We start from the raw sequence: 20,508 nt of genomic DNA, 5'->3' as shown, positions 1-20,508 counted from the left end.
CTTCGAGGATGAGTGAGAGCAGCCTGCGCGTGGTCTGGGTCTACCCGGACCTGCTCAGCACCTACGGCGACCGGGGCAACGCCCTGGTCGTGGAGCGCCGGGCCCGCCAGCGCCACCTCAACGTGACCCGGATCGACGTCCGCTCCGACCAGGCGGTGCCCACCAGCGGGGACATCTACCTGATCGGCGGCGGCGAGGACCGCCCGCAGCGACTGGCCGCCGAGCGGCTGCGCAACGACAGCGGCCTGGTGCGGGCCGCCGAGAACGGCGCGATCATCTTCGCCGTCTGCGCCGGCTACCAGATCCTCGGTCACGAGTTCGTCAACGACCTCGGCGAGCGCGAGCCGGGCCTCGGCCTGCTCGACGTCTGGACCGCCCGCGGCGAGGGCGCCCGGTGCGTCGGCGACGTGCTGGCCGACGTCGACCCGCGGCTCGGCCTGCCGCAGCTGACCGGGTTCGAGAACCACCAGGGCGTGACCCACCTCGGCCAGGGCGTCCAGCCGCTGGCCACCGTCACCGCGGGCCGGGGCAACGGCACCGGGGACGGCACCGAGGGCGCCTGGCGGGACACCGTCTTCGGCACCTACCTGCACGGGCCGGTGATGGCCCGCAACCCCGCCGTGGCGGACATGCTCATCAAGCTGGCACTGGACGTCAACGCCCTGCCGCCGGCCGACACCACCTGGTACGACGCGCTGCGCACCGAGCGCATCGCGGCCACTTCGCGCCCCGCGTAACACACGCCGTCGTGCGCCGGTCCGCCCCGACCGGGTGCCCGCGATGCGGTCACCCGGTCCACGGACGGGCCCGGACGTACGACAATGGGGTTGCCGGCTGCACACCCTCCTCGGCAGCAGGCTGCACTTCCGCGCGGGGGCGCCGACGGCGCCGCTCCCGCGTCGGCTCCTGCCCGGCCGGACGCAGGGGCCGTATGCTCGACTTCGCGGCCGGTTTCGGATGTTCTGTCCGGATCGGCCGGTCCTTCACCCCACGGTCATCTCCCCGCCATCACGGCGTGGAACGGGGCCGCTACGGTGACGGTTCGTCGTCCCAGCCTGTAGTCCGGCCGTTCCTCGGTTCTGCTCGGGAGTTGCAAAGCAATGCGTATTGGAGTGCTGACCAGCGGCGGTGACTGCCCCGGCCTGAACGCGGTGATCCGCTCCGTGGTCCACCGGGGGGTGGTCGACCACGGTGACGAGATCATCGGGTTCGAGGACGGCTGGCGCGGTTTCCTGGAGGGCGTGCACCGCCCCCTCACCCTGGACTCGGTGAGCGGCATCCTGGCCCAGGGTGGCACCATTCTCGGCTCCTCCCGGGTGCAGCCGAGCCACCTGCGCGACGGCGTCGAACGCGCCAAGCGGTACTGCGCGGACCTCGGCCTGGACGCCGTCATCCCGATCGGCGGCGAGGGCACCCTCAAGGCCGCCAAGCTGATGAGCGACGCCGGCCTGCCGATCGTCGGCGTGCCGAAGACGATCGACAACGACATCGCGTGCACCGACGTCACCTTCGGCTTCGACACCGCCGTCTCGGTCGCCACCGAGGCCCTGGACCGGCTGAAGACCACCGCCGAGTCGCACCAGCGCGTCATGGTCGTCGAGGTCATGGGCCGCCACACGGGCTGGATCGCGCTCAACGCGGGCATGGCCGCCGGCGCCCACGCGATCGTCGTCCCGGAGCGCCCCTTCCACATCGACAAGCTGACCGCCGTCGTCCGCGAGCGCTTCGACCGGCAGAAGAAGTTCGCGATCGTGGTCTGCGCCGAGGGTGCCAAGCCCGAGGCCGGCACCATGCACTGGGAAGAGGGCAGCAAGGACATCTACGGTCACGAGCGGTTCACCGGCATCGCCACCCAGCTCTCCCGCGAGCTGGAGCACCGCCTCGGCAAGGAGGCCCGCCCGGTGATCCTCGGCCACACCCAGCGCGGCGGCACCCCGACCGCGTACGACCGGGTGCTGGCCACCCGGTTCGGCTGGCACGCCGTGGAGGCCGTCCACAAGGGCGCCTTCGGCCACATCACCGCGCTGCAGGGCACCAACATCAACCTGGTGCCGCTGGGCGAGGCCGTCGCCGAGCTGAAGACCGTGCCGCAGGATCGCTACCTGGAGGCGGAGACGGTCCTCTGACCCTCCCCCACCCCCACCGGCCCCGGGCAACCGCCCGGGGCCGGTGTCGTTCCCGCACGCCGCGCGCGGCCGCGGGCTAGCGTGGCCGGTGGAGCAGACCACCACGGGAAGGATGCAGCCGATGGAGATCCTCGCGTACGGCGTTCAGGCCGACGAGCGGCCCCTGCTGGAGCAGGCGTTCACGGGCCGGCACGAACTGCGCTGCCTGAGCGTCTTCCTCAACCGGGACACCGCCCCGCTGGCCGCCGGCTACCCGGGCGTCAGCAGCAGCGTCAACGACGTCCTGGACGCCGGCACCCTCACCCTCCTCGCGGCCGGCGGCACCAAGCTGATCGCCCAGCGCTCGACCGGATTCAACAACATCGACCTGGAGGCCGCCGCCGAACTCGGCCTCACGGTGGCCCGGGTCTCGTACTACAGCCCCTACGCGGTCGCCGAGCACGCGTGGGCGCTGGCCCTGGCCGTCAACCGCCGGCTCACCCGGGCCGCCCTGCGCTGCCGGGAGTTCGACTTCCGCCTCGACGGCCTGCTCGGCCGCGACGTCCACGGCATGACGGTCGGCGTGATCGGCACCGGCAAGATCGGCGAGTGCTTCGCCCGGATCGCCCACGGCTTCAGCACCGAGCTGCTCGGCTGGGACATCGCCGAGAACCCCGCCTGCCGCGAACTCGGCATGACCTACACCGAGTTGCCCGACCTCCTCGCCCGTGCCGACCTGATCAGCCTGCACGTCCCCCTGCTGCCCGCCACCCACCACCTGATCGACGCCGCCGCGCTGGCCCGGATGAAGGACGACGCGATCCTGGTCAACTCCAGCCGGGGCGGCCTCGTCGACACCGCCGCCCTGGTCGAGACCCTGCGCGCCGGACGGCTCTCCGGCGTCGGCCTCGACGTCTACGAGGAGGAGACCGGCGTCTTCTTCTACGACCGCTCCGTCGAGGGCATCAGCGACGACACCCTCGCCCGCCTGGTCACCTTCCCCCACGTCCTGGTCACCTCGCACCAGGCCTACTTCACCCGCACCGCCGTCGGCCAGATCATCGACGCCACCGCCCGCAACATCGAGGACTTCAGCGCCGGACGCACCAACGAGAACACCCTGGTACCGAGGACCTGACCCGAGCCGACCCCGCAACGGGCCGGACCCTCCCGGCGTGCACGGGCCGTGCGGCCCGCGGGCCGCAGCGGGCGAAGGGCGTCCGCCGGGAGCCGGGTCAGCAGATCGGCGTGGCGTTCCAGTGCTGGCGGAAGCGGCGCCGGGCCCGGTGCAGGCGGGAGCGGACGGTGCCGACCGGGAGCTGCAGGGCATGCGCGATCTCCTCCTCGCTCAGGCCCAACACCCTGAGCGAGAGCACCTGTTGGTGCTGACGGGAGAGGCGGTCCAGGATGTCGTCGATGTGCACGACGTCCAACGGGTTGGCGTCCTGGGTGACCTCGGGGAGCGCGTCCGCGGTGGAGTCCACCGAGAGCCGGGCGGCGCGCACCGCCTCGCGGACGGCGATGGCGCGCACCCAGCCGTAGAACGCCCCGGTGTCCCGCAGGCCGTGCACACCGCGGTAGACCGCGAGCAGGGCCTCCTGGACGGCGTCCGGGCCGTGCCGCCGGGCGATCGGCGTGCACACCCGGGAGACGTAGGGCGCGATGTGGGCCAGCAGGTCGTTGAGCGCCTGCCGGTCGCCGGCCTGCGCCCGCGCGAGCAGCGGCGCCGCGGTCGCGGCCGGGCTCGTGTCGACCGCCGTCACGACGCGGCGCTCCCGGTCGGCCCGCCGAGCGCGGCGAGGTCCAGGAGCGTGGACTGCACGTCGTCCCGCAGGAGGGCCATGAAGGGGGCGCTGAAGCACTCGGTCCAGTAGGGGAACTCCACCGCGAGGCGCCCGTCGAAGGTGGTCACACAGGCCATCAGCGGGCTGCGCCCGGCCTGCGGGAAGTACTGCTCCCGCGCCGGCACCAGCCGCACGTCGAGCAGCTCCAGCCCCTCGGGCAGCGGCGGGGCCGCGACGGCTCCCATGTTGGTGGCGATCACCGTGCCGGCCATCAGCGGCGGGAACTCCGCCACCCGGGGCATGATGCGCACCTCCAACAGCGGTTCGCCGGCCTCCAGGGCCTGGCGCAGCCCGCCGGTCACCGTGCGGGCCAGCTCCATCGGCTCGCTGTCCGGGGCGACGTCGAGCGCCTGGACGTTGGAGGTGACGGCGGCGATCATCAGCTCGCGCGGCACCGGGGGCGTCATCCGGGAGCGCACGTCGACGGGCGACAGGCAGCCGAGCGTCCGCGGACCCTCACCGGGCAGCCGCCGCCGGGCGGCGACCAGCAGGGCGCCGGCGATCAGTCCCTGTACCGAGACCCCGAACGCGGCTGCCGCGATGCGCAGTCGGGCGGTCCGTTCGGCGCTCAGCCGCAGTCGGGCAACCTCGATCCGGCCACCCTCGGCCCCGCCCGCGGCGTCGTAGGGCAGCAGCTCGACCGGGCGGGACCGGGCGGCGGCCACGCGGCGGTCGAAGTACCGGGCGACCTCCTCCTCGGGGCAGGGCGGCAGTTGCTCGGTCAGCGGCGCCGGCCAGTCGGTGCGCCACGGCTCCGGGGCCGTGCCGGGTGCGGCGAGCAGCTGCCCGTAGCGCTCCCAGAGCGCGTGGTGCAGTGCGATGGCGCTGTGGCCGTCGGTGATGGCGTGGTCGATGACCAGCACCAGGGTGTCGGTACCGGCGCCGCGCAGCAGCGTGGCGCGGACCAGCGGCCCGCCCACCGGCAGCGGGGCGTTGAGTTCGTCGCCGTAGCCGTCGTCGGCGCCCTCCCGCACCACCAGGCGCGGCGGGGCGTCGAGCTCCTGGAGGACGAACCCGGCGTCCTCGCGTGCGATGCGGCAGCGCAGTGGCGGGTGCTGGGCGGTCAGGTCCGCGAAGGCCGCGGTGAGCACCTGCGGGTCGACCCCGCCCGACACCGCGCAGGAAATGACGGCCCGGCTCCGCTGGCCGACGTAAAGCGTTTCCACGGGGCATAGCAAGCGCTGCATGGTGAGCCTTTCGAGCTGTGGAACGGAGCACTGTTCGGTCCTGCGGGACGGCGACCGGATCAGGTCCAGCCGAATCCGCATTTCCGCAGCACAATTCGTATCCCCCGTAGCTGCGGCGGACCCGCTGAAGGAGTCCGCGCGCTCAGCTTTTCACCTGGTCACGTATGCGCCAAGGTCGCCTCTCAGACATGGCCGAATCGCGTCTTCCAGCGAGTTCTCGGCCAAATCCACCCCGACACGGGAGCCGGGAGATCCACATCCGAGCTGGCCGAACGCATCAGTTGTCCACTTCTGTCCCAGTTGCCCCCACCGAAGTTGACCTTGACCTGACAAGGGTGCCTCCTGATAATGAGGCTCTGAGTGATCACCGTCGCCAATGCATTCACCGGGGCGACGCCTCTCCACGCCGGGCTCCGTTGGGCCCGAATTTCACCCTTCTTTCCTTGAGCTTTCCTCGGGTACGCCGGCAGATTTCCTCGCGCGCGCCCCGACTCCTGCTCGATCACATCGGCCGGTCTCTCCGGCGGTATTCCCGCTCCGCGCTGAAGGTTGGTGCCATGTCAGTCCATGAGGAAGAACTCCGGCCGCTGTCGGGCGCCCAGGAAGGAATCTGGTTCGCCCAGCGGCTCGACCCGACCAATGGCGCCTACAACACCGCCGAGTACGTCGAGATCCACGGCCGCATCGACCCGGCGCTCTTCGAGACCGCCCTGCGCCGCACGGTGGCGGAGGCCCAGACCTTCGCACTGCGCTTCCGCGACACCCCGGACGGACCGTGCTGCGTGCTGCCCGCCGAGCCGGCCGACTGGCCGCTGCACCGGGTCGACGTGAGCGCGGAGCCCGAGCCGCGGACCGCGGCCGAGGCGTGGATCCGCGCCGACCTGGCCGCCGCCGTGGACCTGGAGAGCGGCCCGCTGTTCACCCACGCACTGTTCACGCTGGGCACCGACCACTACGCCTGGTCCCTGCGCGCCCACCACATCCTGCTGGACGGCTACAGCTACAAGCTGGTGGCCCGCCGGCTGGCCGAGACCTACAGCGCGCTGGCCGCGGGCGATGAAGTCCCGCCGGATCCGTTCGGCCCGATCGGCCCGCTCCTGGAGGCCGACGCCGCGTACCGCTCCTCGGAGCGCTTCGCCCGGCACCGCGCGTACTGGACCGACCGCCTCGCCGACGCACCCGCGCCGGTGCGGCTGAGCGGGCGCACCGCGCCGCCGGTCTACCCGTTCCGCCGCAGCGCCACCGTCCTGCCCGACGCCGAGGCCCTGGCGGCGGCCGCCGGCCGGTTCGGCGCCTCCCGCACCGACCTGCTGCTGGCCGCGGTGGCCGCCTACCTGCACCGGGCGACCGGCGCGGAGGACCTGGTGCTCGGGCTGGCCACGATGAGCCGCCCGGGCTCGGCCGCGCTGCGCACACCGGGCACCACCTCCGACATCCTGCCGCTGCGGGTCACGGTGAGCCCGGCCACCACCGTGGGCGAGCTGGTGCGCGAGGTCACCGCCGAGCTGGCCGCCCTGCGGCGCAACCAGCAGTACCGCGGCGAGTACCTGCGCCGTGACCTGGGCCTGCTCGACGGGGGCCGGCGGCTGTACGGGCCGGTGGTCAACCTGATCCCGTTCAGCGAGGACCTGCGCTTCGGCGGGCACCCGTGCACCTCGCACCACCTCACCGGCGGCGCCGTCGAGGACCTGCAGATCAACGTGCGCCCCGCCGAGGACGGTCCCGGGCTGTGGCTGGCCTTCGACGCGAACCCCGCGGTCTACACCGACCAGGAGCTGACCGCGCACCAGCAGCGCTTCGTGCACCTGCTCGACCAACTGGCCGCCGCCGAGCCCGGCCTGCCGCTCGCCCGCACCTCCCTGCTGCTGCCGCACGAGCACCGGCAGCTGCCCGAGCTCGCCCCGGCGCCGCCGCTGCCCGCCGCCCTCACCGCAGCGGCCCGCGGCACCGTGCCGGCCCGGTTCGAGGAGCAGGCGGCCCTCGCCCCGCAGGCACCGGCCGTCACCGACGAGCAGGGCACCCTGACCTACGCCCAGCTGAACGACCGGGCCAACCGGCTCGCCCGTCTGCTGGCGGCCCGCGGCGCCGGCCCCGGCCGCCTGGTGGCGCTGGCCCTGCCGCGCACCGCCGAGCTGGTCACCGCCGTCCTCGCCGTGCTCAAGACCGGCGCCGGCTACCTGCCGCTGGACCCGGCCCAGCCCGCCGAGCGGCTGCGCCTGGTGACCGCGGACGCCGCACCGCTGCTCACCGTCACCGAGGCCGGCAGCGCCGCGAAGCTGCCCGCGGACGGCCCGACGCCCGTGGTGCTCGGCGCCCCGGAGGACGAGCGGGAACTCGCCGCGCTCTCCCCCGCCGACCTCACCGACGCCGACCGGACCGCGCCGCTCACCCCGGACACCGTGGCGTACGTCATCCACACCTCGGGCTCGACCGGCCGGCCGAAGGGCGTGCCGGTCCCGCACGGCAACGTGCTGCGACTGTTCGCCGCCGCCGAGCACTTCGCGTTCGGACCCGAGGACGTCTGGACGCTCTTCCACTCCTACGCCTTCGACTTCTCCGTCTGGGAGTTGTGGGGCGCGCTGCTGCACGGCGGCCGTCTGGTGGTCGTCCCGTACGCGGTCTCCCGTGCGCCGGGGGACTTCCTGGAGCTGCTGCGGCGCGAGCGCGTCACCGTGCTCAACCAGACGCCCTCGGCCTTCCACCAGCTGGTGCGGGCCGACCAGGAGGCACCCGCCGAGGCGGAACCCCTGGCCCTGCGTTACGTCGTGCTCGGCGGCGAGGCGCTGGAGGCCGCGCACCTGCGCCCCTGGCTGGAGCGGCACGGGGACCGCTGCCCGGAGCTGGTCAACATGTACGGCATCACCGAGACCACGGTGCACGTCACCCACCACCGGGTGACCCGGGAAGCGGTCGAGGAGCCCAACCCGCGGGGCACCATCGGCGTCCCGCTCGCCGACCTGCGCGTGTACGTGCTGGACCACTGCCTGCAGCCGGTGCCGCCCGGCACGGTGGGCGAGATGTACGTCGCCGGTCCCGGCCTGGCGCTCGGCTACCTGGACCGGCCGGGGCTGACCGTGCAGCGCTTCGTCGCCGACCCGTTCGGTGCACCCGGCTCCCGGATGTACCGCACCGGCGACCTCGCCCGGCGCGCCGGGGACGGCACCCTGGAGTACCGGGGCCGGGCCGACCAGCAGGTCAAGATCCGCGGCTTCCGGATCGAGCCCGGCGAGATCGAGGCCGCCCTGGTCGGTCACACCGCGGTGGCCCAGGCGGCCGTGGTGGCCCGCGAACTGGGCGGCGACCGGGTGCTGGTGGCGTACGTCGTACCGGCGCCCGGCGAGCGGCCCGACCCGGGCTCGCTCCGGGCCCACCTGGCCGGGCTGCTGCCCGAACACCTGGTCCCGGCCGCCTGCGTGCTGCTGGAGGCGCTGCCGCTGACCGGCAACGGCAAGCTGGACGCGGCCGCGCTGCCGGCGCCGGACTTCGCCGCCGCGGCCGGCGGCCGGGCCCCGGACACCGCCGAACAGGCCCTGGTCTGCAGGCTGTTCGAGGAGGTGCTGGCCCTGCCCGGGGGCAGCGTCGGCCGCGACGACAGCTTCTTCGCCCTGGGCGGCCACTCGCTGAGCGCCACCCGACTGCTCTCCCGGCTGCGCCTGGAGACCGGTCAACAGGTGCCCGTGGCGGCGCTGTTCGACGCCCCGACGCCCGCCGGGGTGGCCGGGCGGCTGACGCCCGACGGTCCGCGGCCGGGGGCCCGCCCGCCGCTCGCGCCAGCCGCGCGTCCCGAACTGCTGCCGCTCTCCCACGGACAGGAGAGCATGTGGTTCCTCAACCGGATCGACGCCTCCGGCGCCACCTACAACATCCCCCTGGTGGTACCGCTGGCCGGCGAGCTGGACGTCGAAGCGCTGCGTGCGGCGCTGGCCGACCTGGCCGACCGGCACGAGAGCCTGCGCACCCTGCTGATCGAGACGGAGGGCCGGCCCCGGCAGCGGGTGCTGCCCGCCGGGGAGCGCGCCCCGCAGCTGACGGAGGTCGACTGCCCTGCCGAGGAGGTCGCCGCGCAGCTCACCGCCACACTGCGCCACCGCTTCGACCTGGCGGGTGAACTGCCGCTGCGTGCCTGGCTGCTGGGCACCGGCCAGGACCGCGTCCTGGTCCTGGTCCTGCACCACAGCGCCGGTGACGGCTGGTCGCTTCGCCCGCTGGCCGACGACCTGTCCGCGGCCTACGCGGCCCGGGCCGCCGGCCGGGGCCCGGGATGGCGCCCGCTGCCGGTGCAGTACGCCGACTACGCGCTCTGGCAGCGCCGCCTGCTCGCCCCGCCACCGGCCGGGGCAGGCCTGCTGGAGCAGCAACTGGCCTTCTGGCGCGAGGCGCTGGCCGGCCTGTCGGAGGACGCGGGACTGCCTGCGGACCGGCCCCGTGGCACCCGGCCCGGCGACCGCGGCGCGGCCCGCACGCTGACCGTGGACGCCGAGCTGCACCGGGCACTGCTGCGGCTCGCCGAGGACGGCGGGGCCAGCCTGTTCATGGTGCTGCAGGCCGCGCTGGGCGCACTCCTCACCCGGTGGGGCGCCGGCCCGGTGGTCGCGATCGGCACGCCCGTCGCCGGCCGCACCGACCCGGCGCTGGACGACCTGGTCGGCCTGCTGACCAACACCCTGGTGCTGCCCACCGACGCCTCCGGCGACCCGGACTTCCGCACCCTGCTGGCCCGGGTGCGGGCCGTCGACCTGGCCGCCTACGACCACCAGGACCTTCCGTTCCCGCTGCTGGTGGAGGCCCTCAACCCGCCCCGGCACCCGGCCCGGCACCCGCTGTTCCAGGTGATGCTGGCACTGCAGAACGCGGGCGAGGCCGTGCTGCGGCTGGGCCCGGTCACGGCGCCGCTGCGGCCCACCGCGACCGGCACCGCCAAGTTCGACCTGTTCCTCGACGTGGTCGAGCGGTCCGACGAGCAGGGCGCCCCGGCCGGCCTGGACTGCCATCTGGAATACGCCACCGAGCTGTTCGACGCCGCCACGGTCCAGGGTCTGGCGCAGGCGCTGCACCGGCTGTTGGCCGCGGTCGCCGCCGACCCGGCGCAGCGGCTCGGCGCCCTGCCCGCTCCCCCGCCACCGCACGGCGCGGTCGGTCCGGCCCGGCCCGGCCCCGACCCGGCCGCGCCGGAGCGCGCCGCACTGGCCGCCGGCGGGCTGCGCGCGGTGGCCGCCGTCCGCGAACCGGACGGCCGGGCACGGCTGTTCGCGGTGCCCGCCCGCGCGGGGGCCGCCGAACAGGCCGCACGGGCGCTCGGCGCCGACGCCCGGCTGACCGCGGTCGGCACCCTGCCGTACGACGCCGACGGCGCGCTGGACACCGCCGCGCTGCTGAGCCTGCCGCCGCTGGACCGGGTGACCGCCGAACAGTGGCAGCGCGCGCTGGCCGCGCTGCCCGGCGTCCGCGCGGCCACCGTCGAACTCGAGGACGCGCCCGAGGAGCTGGGCACCCGGCGACCGGCCACCGCCCGGCGGCGGCCGGTGGCGGAGCAGGCCGCCGAGGCGGCGGCCACCACGGACGCGCCCCTCGCGGTGAGCACCGGCCCCGAGCTTCCGGAGCCGACGGTGGGCAGCTGGGCGGCGGCACTGCGCCGCGCCGCCACGGCCGGGGAGCACGCGGAGGTGGTGCACGTCCGCGCGGACGGCTCGGAGACCCGGCGCAGCTACGCCTCGCTGGTCCCGGAGGCGTCCCGGGTGCTGGGCGGGCTGCGGGCCCTCGGGCTGCGCCCCGGCGACCGGGTGATCCTGCAGTGCGAGGACACCGAGGACTACGTCGCCGCGCTGTGGGGCTGCATCCTGGGCGGCATCACGGCCGTCCCGCTGACCGTGCCCGCCTCCTACGAGGCCGCGTCGGCGGCACTGACCAAGCTGGAGGGCATCTGGCGGATGCTGGGCATGCCGCCGGTGGTCACCACCACGGCCGGCGAGCCGGGGCTGCGCGGCCTGGCGCAGCGCCGCGGCTGGCCGGAGCTGCGGCTGGCCACGGTGGACGCGCTGCGCCGGGGCCCGGAGGACCTGGACTGGTACCGGGCGCGGCCGGACGACCTGCTGCTGATGCTGATGACCTCGGGCAGCACCGGCCTGCCCAAGGCGGTGCGGCTGACCCACGGCAACGTGCTCACCCGCTCGGCGGCCGCCGCCGTCACCAACGGCCTGTCGGCCGCCGACGTCTCGCTCAACTGGATCCCGCTGGACCACGTGACCGGCGTGGTGATGTTCCACCTGCGCGACGTCTACCTGACCTGTCGTCAGGTCCACGCGCCGACCGGCTGGTTGCTCCAAGACCCGCTGCGCTGGCTCGACCTGGCCGACCGTCACCGGGTGAGCGTCACCTGGGCGCCCAACTTCGCCTTCGGTCTGGTGGCCGAGCACGCCGACCGGATGGCCGGCCGCCGCTGGGACCTGTCGCCGATGCGGCTGGTGATGAACGCGGGCGAGGTCGTGGTGGCCGCCACCGCCCGCGGCTTCCTGCACGTGCTGCGCCCGTTCGGCCTGCCGCAGGACGTGATGCACCCGGGCTGGGGCATGTCCGAGACCTGCTCGGTGGTCACCGACGTCAGCCTGCCGGGCGAACCGACCGGGGCCGACGAGTCCTTCGTCAGCTGCGGCCTGCCGTACCCGGGCTTCGCGATGCGGATCGTGGACGGCACCGACCGGGTGCTGCGCGAGGGCGAGGTCGGCCGGCTGCAGGTCAGCGGCACCTCGGTGACCTCGGGCTACCACGACAACGCCAAGGCCAACGCCGAGTCGTTCACCGCGGACGGCTGGTTCGAGACCGGCGACCTGGCGTTCCTCCGCGCCGGTGAGCTGTACATCACCGGCCGCGCCAAGGACGTCATCATCGTCAACGGCGTCAACCACTACAGCCACGAGATCGAGGCCTGCGTCGAGGAACTCACCACCGTGGTGCGCAGCTTCACCGCCGCGGTGGCCGTGCGTCCGGATCCGTCGGCGGGCACCGACGAGCTGGCGCTCTTCGTCCACCTGGCCGACGGGGTGGACGCCGCCGCGGCGCTGCGCGAGATCCGCGGCAAGGTGACGCGGGAGATCGGGGTGAGCCCGGCCCACCTGCTGCCGGTCGCGGCGGCCGTGATCCCCAAGACCGAGATCGGCAAGATCCAGCGCACCCAGCTGCGCAAGCGCTTCGAGGCCGGGCAGTTCGACGAGGTGCTGCGGCAGGCGGAGGAGCTGCTGGGCACCGCCGTCACCGTCCCGGACTGGTTCCTGCGCCCGGTGTGGCAGCCCGCCCGGCCGCACAGCGCGCCGGGCGGCACCCCTGGGCACACCCTGGTGCTGGCCGGCCGCGGCGAGCGGGCCGGCGCCGTGGCGGAGCGGGTGGCCGCCGGGCTGCGGGCGGCGGACGGCCGCTGCACCGTGGTGACGGCGGGCCCCGGCTTCGAGCGCGCCGACGCGGCCCGCTACCGGGTCCGACCGGACCACGAGGCCGACCTGGCCCGGCTGCTGGACCGGCTCGCGCAGGACGGCCGCACGGTGGACGCCGTGCTGCACCTGGGTGCGCTGGACGGCGCCGACCGCGAGCCCGACAGCGTCGCGGAGCTGGTCGAGGCGCAGCGCGACGGCGCGCAGTCGCTGCTCGCGCTGGCCCGGGCACTGGCCGCCCGGGCCGCGCACCGCACCGCCCGGCTGCCGCTGGTCTTCGCCACCGCCGGTGCCCACCCGGTGCTGCCGGCCGAGCGGGGCGGCTACCTGCACGCGGCCGCCGGCGGGTTGCTGCGCACGTTGCGCGAGGAACTGCCCTGGCTGGGCGCCGTCCACCTCGATCTGGCGGCGGACGTCGACGCCGAGGCGGCGGCCGGGGCACTGCTGACCGAGCTGGCGCTGCCGCCCGGTGAGCCGGAGGTCGCCCACCGGTCGGGGGTCCGTCACCTGCGCCGGCTGGCGCCGCTGCCGGAACAGCCGTCGGCCGAACACCAGTCGGCCGAACATCAGCAGGCCGAACAACGGCTGCCCGAACAACAGCTGTCCGAGCAGAGCGCCGACCCCGACGCGCCCGGCTTCGTCCTGGTCAGTGGCGGCCTGGGCGGGGTCGGCACGGAGCTCGCCGCCCACCTGCTGCGCACGCCCGGCACCCGGCTGCTGCTGGTCGGCCGCACCGCCCTGCCCGACGAGCCCGACCGGGAGCGGGGGCCGGCCGCGGACGGCCCGGCGGCCGAACGGATCGAGGCGTACCGGCGGCTGCGCGCGCTGGGCGAGGTCCGCTACGAGACGGCAGACGTCACCGACCCGGTGCAGCTGCGGGCCGCGGTGGACCGGGCCCGCGACGCGTGGTCGGTGCCGCTGACCGGCGTGCTGCACCTGGCCGGCGCCCGGGACGAGGCGCCGATCACCGAGCTGGATCCCGAGCGCTGGCGGGCCGCGCTGGCCGCCAAGGTCGAGGGCGGCTGGGTGCTGCACCGGCTGGCCGCGGAGCTGGGCGCTTCCTACACCGCCTTCTCGTCGGTCAACGGCTTCTTCGGCGGCTCGCTCAACGCGGCCTACGCGGCGGGCTGCGCCTTCCTCGACGCGCTCGCGGTGCGCCACGGGCGGGACGGACGCCCGGTGCGCAGTCTCGCCTGGAGCGCCTGGAAGGGACGCGGGATGAGCGAGGGCTACCGGTTGGCGGCGCTGACCGAGGCCCGCGGCTACCGCGCCCTCGATCCGGTGGCGGCCCTGCGCTCGTACGACCTGGCGGCCTCGCTGGCCGAGCCGCACCTGCTGATCGGCGCGGACCGCACGGCGCCCTGGGTGCGCGCGCACCTGGCCGGCCCGGCCCGCCCGGTGCAGCGACTGGCCGGCCGGGTGGTGCTGGCCGACGGCGCGGACCTGGGAGCGGTGTGCACGGGCGCGGCCGGGGCGGCCCGGACGCTGGACGTCGACGGGCACTGGGTGCTGCGGGCCGCGGGGTCCGCCGAGCCCGGCGCGTCCGGGGCCCCGGACGGCGCGGCGGACCGGCTGGAGGAGACCATCGCCGGGCTCTGGGCCCGGGTGCTGGGCCGGGAGCGGATCGGCCGGGAGGAGAACTTCTTCGACCTGGGCGGCAGTTCGCTGCTGCTGGTGGCCGCGCAGGCCGGGGTGAACGAGGCGCTGGGCACCGAGCTGACGGTGGTGGACCTGTTCGGCCACCCGACGGTGCGCGATCTGGCCCGGCACCTCGCCGAGACCGGCGTGCGCACCGCCGACGACACCGCGCCCGCCGCCGGCGTACCGGAGACCGGCGCCGCCGGCCGACCCGCCGGGCCGCCGGCCGCCGGCGCCCCCGGCGTCCCCTCGGCTCTGGACCGGGCCCGCCAGCAGGCGCAGCGGCGGCGCACCGCGCAGGCCGCCCGCCGTACCACCGCACAGCAGAAGGGCGACAACCATGCCTGACGAGCACCTGGCCACCACCGACCCGAGCACGGTCGACGACCCGCCGCTGATCGCGGTGATCGGCATGGCCGCCCGGTTCCCGGGCGCGGCCGACGTCGCCGAGTTCTGGGCCAACCTGGCCGCCGGCCGGGACTCCATGCGGCTGGTGGGCGACGAGGAGTTCCTGGCCGCGGGCGGCGACCCGGCGGACCTGGCCGACCCCGACGTGGTCCGCAGGGTCTCCGCCCTGGAGGGCATCGACCTCTTCGACGCCGCGTTCTTCGGCTACAGCCCGACCGAGGCCGCCGTGGTGGACCCGCAGCAGCGCCTGCTGCTGGAGACCGCCTACCACGCGGTGGAGGACGCGGGGTACGCCGGCGGCTTCGGCGACCGGCAGGTCGGGGTGTACGCGGGGGCGGGCGACAGCCGCTACTACCCGGCGCACCTGCACCCGCAGTACGCCGGCCGGCCCGGCTCGGTCGCCCTGGTGCACGCGGCCACCAGCAACTCGCTGGGCACCCTGGCCACCCGGGTCTCCTACGAACTGGGGCTGACCGGGCCGAGCCTGTCCCTGCAGACCGCCTGCTCCACGGCCCTGGTGGCCGTCCACCAGGCCTGCCAGGACCTCATCGACTACCGCTGCGACACCGCCCTGGCCGGGGCGGTGTCGGTCAACCCCTCGGCGCTGCTGGGCTACCGCTGGGTGCCCGGCGGTCCGTTCTCGCCGGACGGGTACTGCCGGGCCTTCGCCGCGGACGCGGCCGGCACCTCCTCCGGCGACGGGGTGGGCGTGGTGGTGCTCAAGCGCCTGGAGGACGCGATCGCCGACGGGGACCGGATCCGGGCGGTGGTGCGCGGCTCGGCGGTGAACAACGACGGCCGCCGCAAGGTCGGCTTCACCGCGCCGAGCCCGGTCGGCCAGACCGAGGCGGTCCTGGCCGCGCAGGTGGCGGCCGGCATCACCGCGGACACCATCGGCCTGGTCGAGGCGCACGGCACCGCGACCGCGATGGGTGACCCGATCGAGGTCGCGGCGCTCACCGAGGCGTTCCGGCAGACCACCGACGAGCGCGGCTACTGCGCGCTGGGCTCCGTGAAGACCAACATCGGGCACCTGGGCGCGGCGGCGGGCATCGCCGGTTTCGTCAAGGCCGTCCTCGCGCTGGAGCACCGGCAGGTCCCGCCCAGCCTGCACTTCGAGCGGCCCAACCCGCTGATCGACTTCACCGCCACCCCGTTCCGGGTGCCGACCGCGCTGGAGGACTGGCCGGCCGGCCGGCACCCGCGCCGCGCCGCGGTGAGCGCCTTCGGCGTGGGCGGCACCAACGCGCACGTCGTGCTGGAGGAGGCGCCGGCCGTCCCGGCGGACTCCCGGGCGCCGGAGCAGGAACGCTGGCGGGTGCTGCCGCTGTCGGCCCGCACCCCGGGCGCCCTGCGCGGCCAGGCCGAGGCGCTGGCCGGGCGGCTGGCGGACGACCCCGGGCTACGGCTGGCCGACGTCGCCCACACGCTGACCGGGCACCGGCCGGCGATGCGGCTGCGCTCCGCGGTCGCCGTACGCAGTGCCCGGGAGGCGGTGGGCGCGCTGCGCGCGCCGCTGCCCGAACCGGTGGAGGTGGCGGACGGCGCGCCGCGGCCGGTGGCGTTCCTGTTCCCCGGCGGTGGCACCCAGTACGTGGGCATGGGCACCGAGCTGTACCGGGCCGGCGGGGTGTACCGGGACGCGGTGGACGAGTGCGCCCGCATCCTGCGGCCCGGGCTCGGCGGGGACCTGCGCACCGCGCTGTTCGAGCAGGTGGACCCGGCGGCCGCCGAGGCGTTCCTGGCGCTGGTGGTCACCCAGTACGCGCTGGCCGCGGAGCTCGCCGAGCGCGGGGTGCGCCCGGACGCGATGATCGGGCACTCGCTCGGCGAGTACACGGCCGCCTGCCTGGCCGGGGTGTTCACCCTGGAGGAGATGCTGCCGCTGGTCCACGAGCGGATCCGGCTGATCTCCGCCTGCGGCGGTGCCACGGTCGGGGTGGCGCTGGGCGAGCAGCAGCTGCGGCCGTTCCTGACCGAGGGGGTCTCGTTGGCCGCCGTCAACGGCCCGGCCGCCTGCACGGTCGCCGGCCCGGTGGCCGCCGTGGCGGAGCTGGAACGGCGGCTGGCGGAGGCGGGGGTGACGTTCCGCCGCCTGCGGATGCCGGCCGCGGCGCACTCCGCCGTGCTGGACCCGGTGCTCGGCGAGCTGGCCGGGCACCTGCGCTCGTCCCCCCTGCGCCCACCGCGCGTCCCGTACGTCACCAACGTCACCGGCGGCTGGGCCACCGACGCGCAGGCCGGCTCGGTGGAGCACTGGGTCGCCCACACCCGGCAGACCGTGCGGTTCGCCGACGGCGTCCGGACGCTGTGGGAGCGCGGCAACCCGGTGCTGGTGGAGATCGGCCCCGGTGACACCCTGCTGAAGCTGGCCGGCGCCGCGCTCGGCGAACAGGCCGCGGTGGTGGGGGTGACCACGATGCGGCACGCCAAGGCCGAGAGCCCGGACGGGCAGGTGCTGGCGGCCGCACTCGGGCGGCTGTGGAGCGCCGGCGTGGCCGCGCTGCCCGAGCCGGACCCGGCCGAGCAGGTGCGTCCGGTCCCGCTGCCCGGCTACGCGTTCGACCGCCGGCGGTACTGGATCGACGCCCCCGGGGCCCGCCCGGCCGGGGCGGCGGACGGCCCTGCCGGGACCCCCGCCGGACGCTCTCCGCGCCCGTACCTGACGACCGAGCAGGTGCCGCCGCGCACCCCGCTGGAACAGGCGGCCACCGAGGTCTGGGAGGCGGTGCTGGGTGTCGAGGGCATCGGCGTCGACGACAACTTCTTCGACCTGGGCGGCGACTCGATGCGCGGAGTGCTGCTGGTCGGCCGGCTGCGCGAGGCCGGGGTGCTGGACGTGCCGGCCGCCGCGCTGCTGTCGGCCCCGACCGTGGCCCGGCTGATCGCGGCCGCGGGCCGTGGCGGCGGCCCCGAGGCCTTCGCGCCGCTGCTGCCGCTGCGCGCCGAGGGTGAGCAGACCGCACTGTTCTGCGTGCACCCGGGGGCGGGCGTGTCCTGGCGGTACTCCGGGCTGCTGCCCCACCTCGGCGCCGACCAGCCGGTCTTCGGCATCCAGGCCCTCGGGCTGGACGGAAGGCGCTCGCCGGCCTCCGACGCCGCGGCGATGACCGACGCCTACGTGGCGCTGCTGCGCGAACAGCAGCCGCACGGCCCGTACCGGCTGCTCGGCTGGTCGTACGGCGGTTTCGTGGCGCACGCCATCGCCTGCGCCCTGCAACGGCAGGGCGAGGAGGTGGAGTTGCTGGCGATGCTGGACGCGCCGCAGCCGTACGGCCTGCACTGGACCGAGGAGCAGATCGAGTCCCAGGTGGCGGCGCTGCTGCTGCGGGTGGCGGGCCTGGAGCCGGGCGACGGGCCGCTGCCGACCGTGGCCGGGGTGCTGGCGCGGCTGTCCGGGACCGACGGCGGGACTTCGCCGGTGACCGGGGCGGAGGCCGAACGGATCGCCGAGGTGATGCGCAACAACCTGCGGATCGCACCCGGCTTCGCACCCGGGGTCTTCGACGGCGACGCGCTCTTCTTCACCGCGAGCGCGGACCGGCCCGCCGCGGACGGGACGGTCGACCCGTCGCTGAGGCCCGGCAAGGCCGAGTCCTGGCGCCCGTACGTCACCGGCACCCTGCACGACCACCCGGTCGCCTGCAGCCACTACGGCATGACCGAACCCGGGCCGATGGCCGAGATCGGCGCGGTGCTGGCCGCCGCGCTGAAGTCGTGAACGACCACGTAAGACAGGAGAGACCCATGCGCAGTCCGTTCGAGGACCGCGGCGACGAGGCGTCGCACGTGCTCCTGGTGAACGCCGCTGGAGAACACTCGCTCTGGCCGGTCTTCGCCGAGCCCCCGGCCGGCTGGCGGCAGGTGCTGCCGGCCGCCTCCCACCGTGCCTGCCTGGCGGCCGCCGAGCACGCGGCCGCCGCTTCCGCCCCCGGTTCCACCACCCAAGGAGTCTCCCGGTGATCCAGCCGAGCCAGGTCCCCTTCGCCGAGAAGGACCTCTACGAACTGGGCGACGCCCCCGAGTTGGGGCACACGCCGCGGCAGATGTACGCCTCGCTGATCCGCCGGGAGCGCTACGGCCGCCCCGCGGACGCCTTCCGCACCGAGGTGGTGGACGTGCCGCCGGTCGGCCGCAACCAGGTGCTGGTGAAGGTGATGGCGGCCGGCGTCAACTACAACAACGTCTGGGCGGCGCAGGGTTACCCGCTGGACGTGATCGCGGCGCGGCAGAAGCAGGGCGCCACCGAGGACTTCCACATCGGCGGCTCCGACCTGTCCGGCGTGGTGTGGGCCACCGGCGAGGGGGTGCGGCAGTTCAAGCCCGGGGACGCGGTGGTGGTGCTCGCCAGCACCTGGGACGAGCACGCCGAGGACATCCGGCTCGGCGCCGACCCGGCGACCTCCGCCAGCCAGCGGGTGTGGGGCTACGAGGAGAACTACGGCTCCTTCGCGCAGTTCGCGGTGGTCGGCGAGTACCAGTTGCACCCCAAGCCCGCCCGGCTGTCCTGGGCCGAGGCCGCCTGTTACCTCGCGACCGCGGCCACGGCCTACCGCCAGCTGTTCGGCTGGGAGCCGCACTCGGTCCGGCCCGGCGACCCGGTGCTGATCTGGGGCGGCGCGGGCGGCCTGGGCAGCATCGCGATCCAGCTGGTCCGGCACGCCGGGGGCGTCCCGGTGGCGGTGGTCTCCAACGCGGAGCGCGGCGAGTTCTGCGTGCGCCTGGGCGCCCGGGGCTGGATCGACCGGCGCGACTTCGACCACTGGGGACGGCTGCCGGACGCCACCGACCAGGAGGCGATGGCCCACTGGCTCCAGGGGGCCCGGGCGTTCGGCCGCCGGTTCTGGGAGGTGCTGGGCGAGCGGCGGGCGCCGCGGATCGTGCTGGAGCACTCCGGCCAGGACACCATCCCGACCTCGATGTACCTGTGCGACAACGCCGGCATGGTGGTCATCTGCGGCGGCACCACCGGCTACAACGGCGACGTGGACCTGCGGTTCCTGTGGATGCGGCAGAAGCGCCTGCAGGGCTCGCACGTGGCCAGCGCCCGGGAGGCGCGGGAGGTCTCGGCGCTGATCCAGCAGGGGTTCGTCGACCCGTGCCTGTCGCGCACCTTCGACTTCGAGGACGTCGGGCTGGCGCACCAGCTCATCCACGACAACCAGCACCCGCCGGGGAACATGGCGGTGCTGGTCAACGCCGGACGTTAGCGGGCAGCGCCGTCCAGCAGAACACCCCGTCGCCCGCGGCGCCGACCCGTACCAGTGCCGCGGGCGGCGGCGTGCCCGGCGCCCGGGCCGTACCCGGCGGGCCCGGCGGGTCCGGTGCGCCCGGCGGGTCCGGTACGCCCGGCAGGATCGGCCGCAGCCGGAAGACCCGCGGCCGGGCGCCGGCCGGCGGCGGGTCGGCGCTCAGGCGGGCCACGGTGAGCGCGCCGAAGGTCTCCGGCCGCAGCCCGCACAGCAGTTTGAAGGCCGCCTCCTTGGCGGAGAACAGGGCCAGCAGCCGGTGTTCCGCACCCGGCGTACCGGCGTCGCCGGCCCAGGCGCGCTCCGGCCCGGTCAGCACCAGGCGGGCCGCTGCGGCCGGCAGCCGACGCAGCTCCAGGTCGCAGCCGACGGCGGCGTACCGGCTGAGCGGCGCGGCGACGGCCACCGCGAGCCCGGCCGAGTGGCTGATGGACAGCGCCCAGCCGGCCGGCGCCAGCGGGCGGCGCCCGGCCCGCCCGATCTCGCCCCCCGGGCCCCCGGCCGCGCGCAGTGCCCGCCGCGCCGCCCACCGGCCGGCCAGGAACTCGCGGCGGCGGGTGGGCGGCATCCCGGCCGCGGGCGGGGGCGGCGCCGGGCCGGCGGGGGGGGCGTGCGCGGGTGCCGCCGGGGCGGGCGCGGCGGCCCCGGCGGCCGGC

The 20,508-nt window shown here is 75.5% G+C and carries 10 protein-coding genes; 7 read left to right on the top strand and 3 right to left on the bottom strand.

Features of this window, described 5'->3' with window-relative positions:
• The first annotated feature begins 8 nt into the window (after positions 1-8).
• The 3 genes from ACFC1F_RS16080 (at position 9) to ACFC1F_RS16070 (ending at position 3,243) form a co-directional block, all read left to right on the top strand.
• Positions 9-737 carry a type 1 glutamine amidotransferase gene (locus tag ACFC1F_RS16080; RefSeq protein WP_376158771.1) on the top strand — a complete coding sequence of 243 codons (729 nt, stop codon included), beginning with the start codon at positions 9-11 and terminating at the stop codon, positions 735-737.
• Positions 738-1,100: 363 nt separating this feature from the next.
• The gene (locus ACFC1F_RS16075) at positions 1,101-2,126 is read left to right on the top strand and encodes a 6-phosphofructokinase (RefSeq protein ID WP_209412432.1); all 1,026 of its coding nucleotides are present in this window, start codon (positions 1,101-1,103) and stop codon (positions 2,124-2,126) included.
• 121 nt (positions 2,127-2,247) lie between these two features.
• The gene (locus ACFC1F_RS16070; RefSeq protein WP_376158769.1) at positions 2,248-3,243 is read left to right on the top strand and encodes a 2-hydroxyacid dehydrogenase; all 996 of its coding nucleotides are present in this window, start codon (positions 2,248-2,250) and stop codon (positions 3,241-3,243) included.
• 97 nt (positions 3,244-3,340) lie between these two features.
• On the opposite strand, the gene ACFC1F_RS16065 is transcribed toward ACFC1F_RS16070, so the two are convergent.
• Complete coding sequence (locus ACFC1F_RS16065) at positions 3,341-3,868, bottom strand: RNA polymerase sigma factor (RefSeq protein ID WP_307853114.1); 528 nt, start codon at positions 3,866-3,868, stop codon at positions 3,341-3,343.
• Positions 3,865-5,115, bottom strand: a complete 1,251-nt coding sequence (locus ACFC1F_RS16060; protein WP_376158767.1) for a protein kinase — start codon at positions 5,113-5,115, stop codon at positions 3,865-3,867. Before ACFC1F_RS16060 ends, ACFC1F_RS16065 begins: the two co-directional genes overlap by 4 nt.
• Before the next feature lie 578 nt (positions 5,116-5,693).
• On the opposite strand from ACFC1F_RS16060, the gene ACFC1F_RS16055 reads away from it, so the two are divergent.
• The 4 genes from ACFC1F_RS16055 to ccrA all read left to right on the top strand — a co-directional run bounded on the left by ACFC1F_RS16055 (position 5,694) and on the right by ccrA (position 19,813).
• The gene (locus ACFC1F_RS16055; protein WP_376158765.1) at positions 5,694-14,543 is read left to right on the top strand and encodes an amino acid adenylation domain-containing protein; all 8,850 of its coding nucleotides are present in this window, start codon (positions 5,694-5,696) and stop codon (positions 14,541-14,543) included.
• The gene (locus ACFC1F_RS16050) at positions 14,536-18,324 is read left to right on the top strand and encodes a type I polyketide synthase (RefSeq protein ID WP_376158763.1); all 3,789 of its coding nucleotides are present in this window, start codon (positions 14,536-14,538) and stop codon (positions 18,322-18,324) included. Before ACFC1F_RS16055 ends, ACFC1F_RS16050 begins: the two co-directional genes overlap by 8 nt.
• Before the next feature lie 26 nt (positions 18,325-18,350).
• Positions 18,351-18,566: an MbtH family NRPS accessory protein gene (locus ACFC1F_RS16045; protein ID WP_376158761.1), complete on the top strand. Its 216-nt coding sequence runs from the start codon at positions 18,351-18,353 to the stop codon at positions 18,564-18,566.
• 83 nt (positions 18,567-18,649) lie between these two features.
• On the top strand, positions 18,650-19,813 hold the full coding sequence (ccrA, locus tag ACFC1F_RS16040; RefSeq protein ID WP_209412607.1) for a crotonyl-CoA carboxylase/reductase: 1,164 nt from the start codon (positions 18,650-18,652) through the stop codon (positions 19,811-19,813).
• Here the strand turns inward: ccrA and ACFC1F_RS16035 are convergent.
• Positions 19,797-20,508: 4'-phosphopantetheinyl transferase superfamily protein (locus ACFC1F_RS16035; RefSeq protein ID WP_376158759.1), on the bottom strand; the 712-nt coding region annotated here is incomplete at its 5' end. The two genes, ccrA and ACFC1F_RS16035, sit on opposite strands and share 17 nt — an antisense overlap.

The organism is Kitasatospora sp. NPDC056181 (assembly GCF_042266225.1).
GTDB lineage: Bacteria > Actinomycetota > Actinomycetes > Streptomycetales > Streptomycetaceae > Kitasatospora.
The sequence above is the reverse complement of the archived record's forward strand: the minus strand, read 5'-3'. Positions and strand labels throughout refer to the sequence as shown.

Coding starts and splice junctions, on each gene's coding strand:
- ACFC1F_RS16080 (WP_376158771.1), top strand. CDS start 9: ATGAGTGAGAGCAGCCTGCGCGTGGTCTGGGTCTACCCGGACCTGCTC.
- ACFC1F_RS16075 (WP_209412432.1), top strand. CDS start 1,101: ATGCGTATTGGAGTGCTGACCAGCGGCGGTGACTGCCCCGGCCTGAAC.
- ACFC1F_RS16070 (WP_376158769.1), top strand. CDS start 2,248: ATGGAGATCCTCGCGTACGGCGTTCAGGCCGACGAGCGGCCCCTGCTG.
- ACFC1F_RS16055 (WP_376158765.1), top strand. CDS start 5,694: ATGTCAGTCCATGAGGAAGAACTCCGGCCGCTGTCGGGCGCCCAGGAA.
- ACFC1F_RS16050 (WP_376158763.1), top strand. CDS start 14,536: ATGCCTGACGAGCACCTGGCCACCACCGACCCGAGCACGGTCGACGAC.
- ACFC1F_RS16045 (WP_376158761.1), top strand. CDS start 18,351: ATGCGCAGTCCGTTCGAGGACCGCGGCGACGAGGCGTCGCACGTGCTC.
- ccrA (WP_209412607.1), top strand. CDS start 18,650: ATGTACGCCTCGCTGATCCGCCGGGAGCGCTACGGCCGCCCCGCGGAC.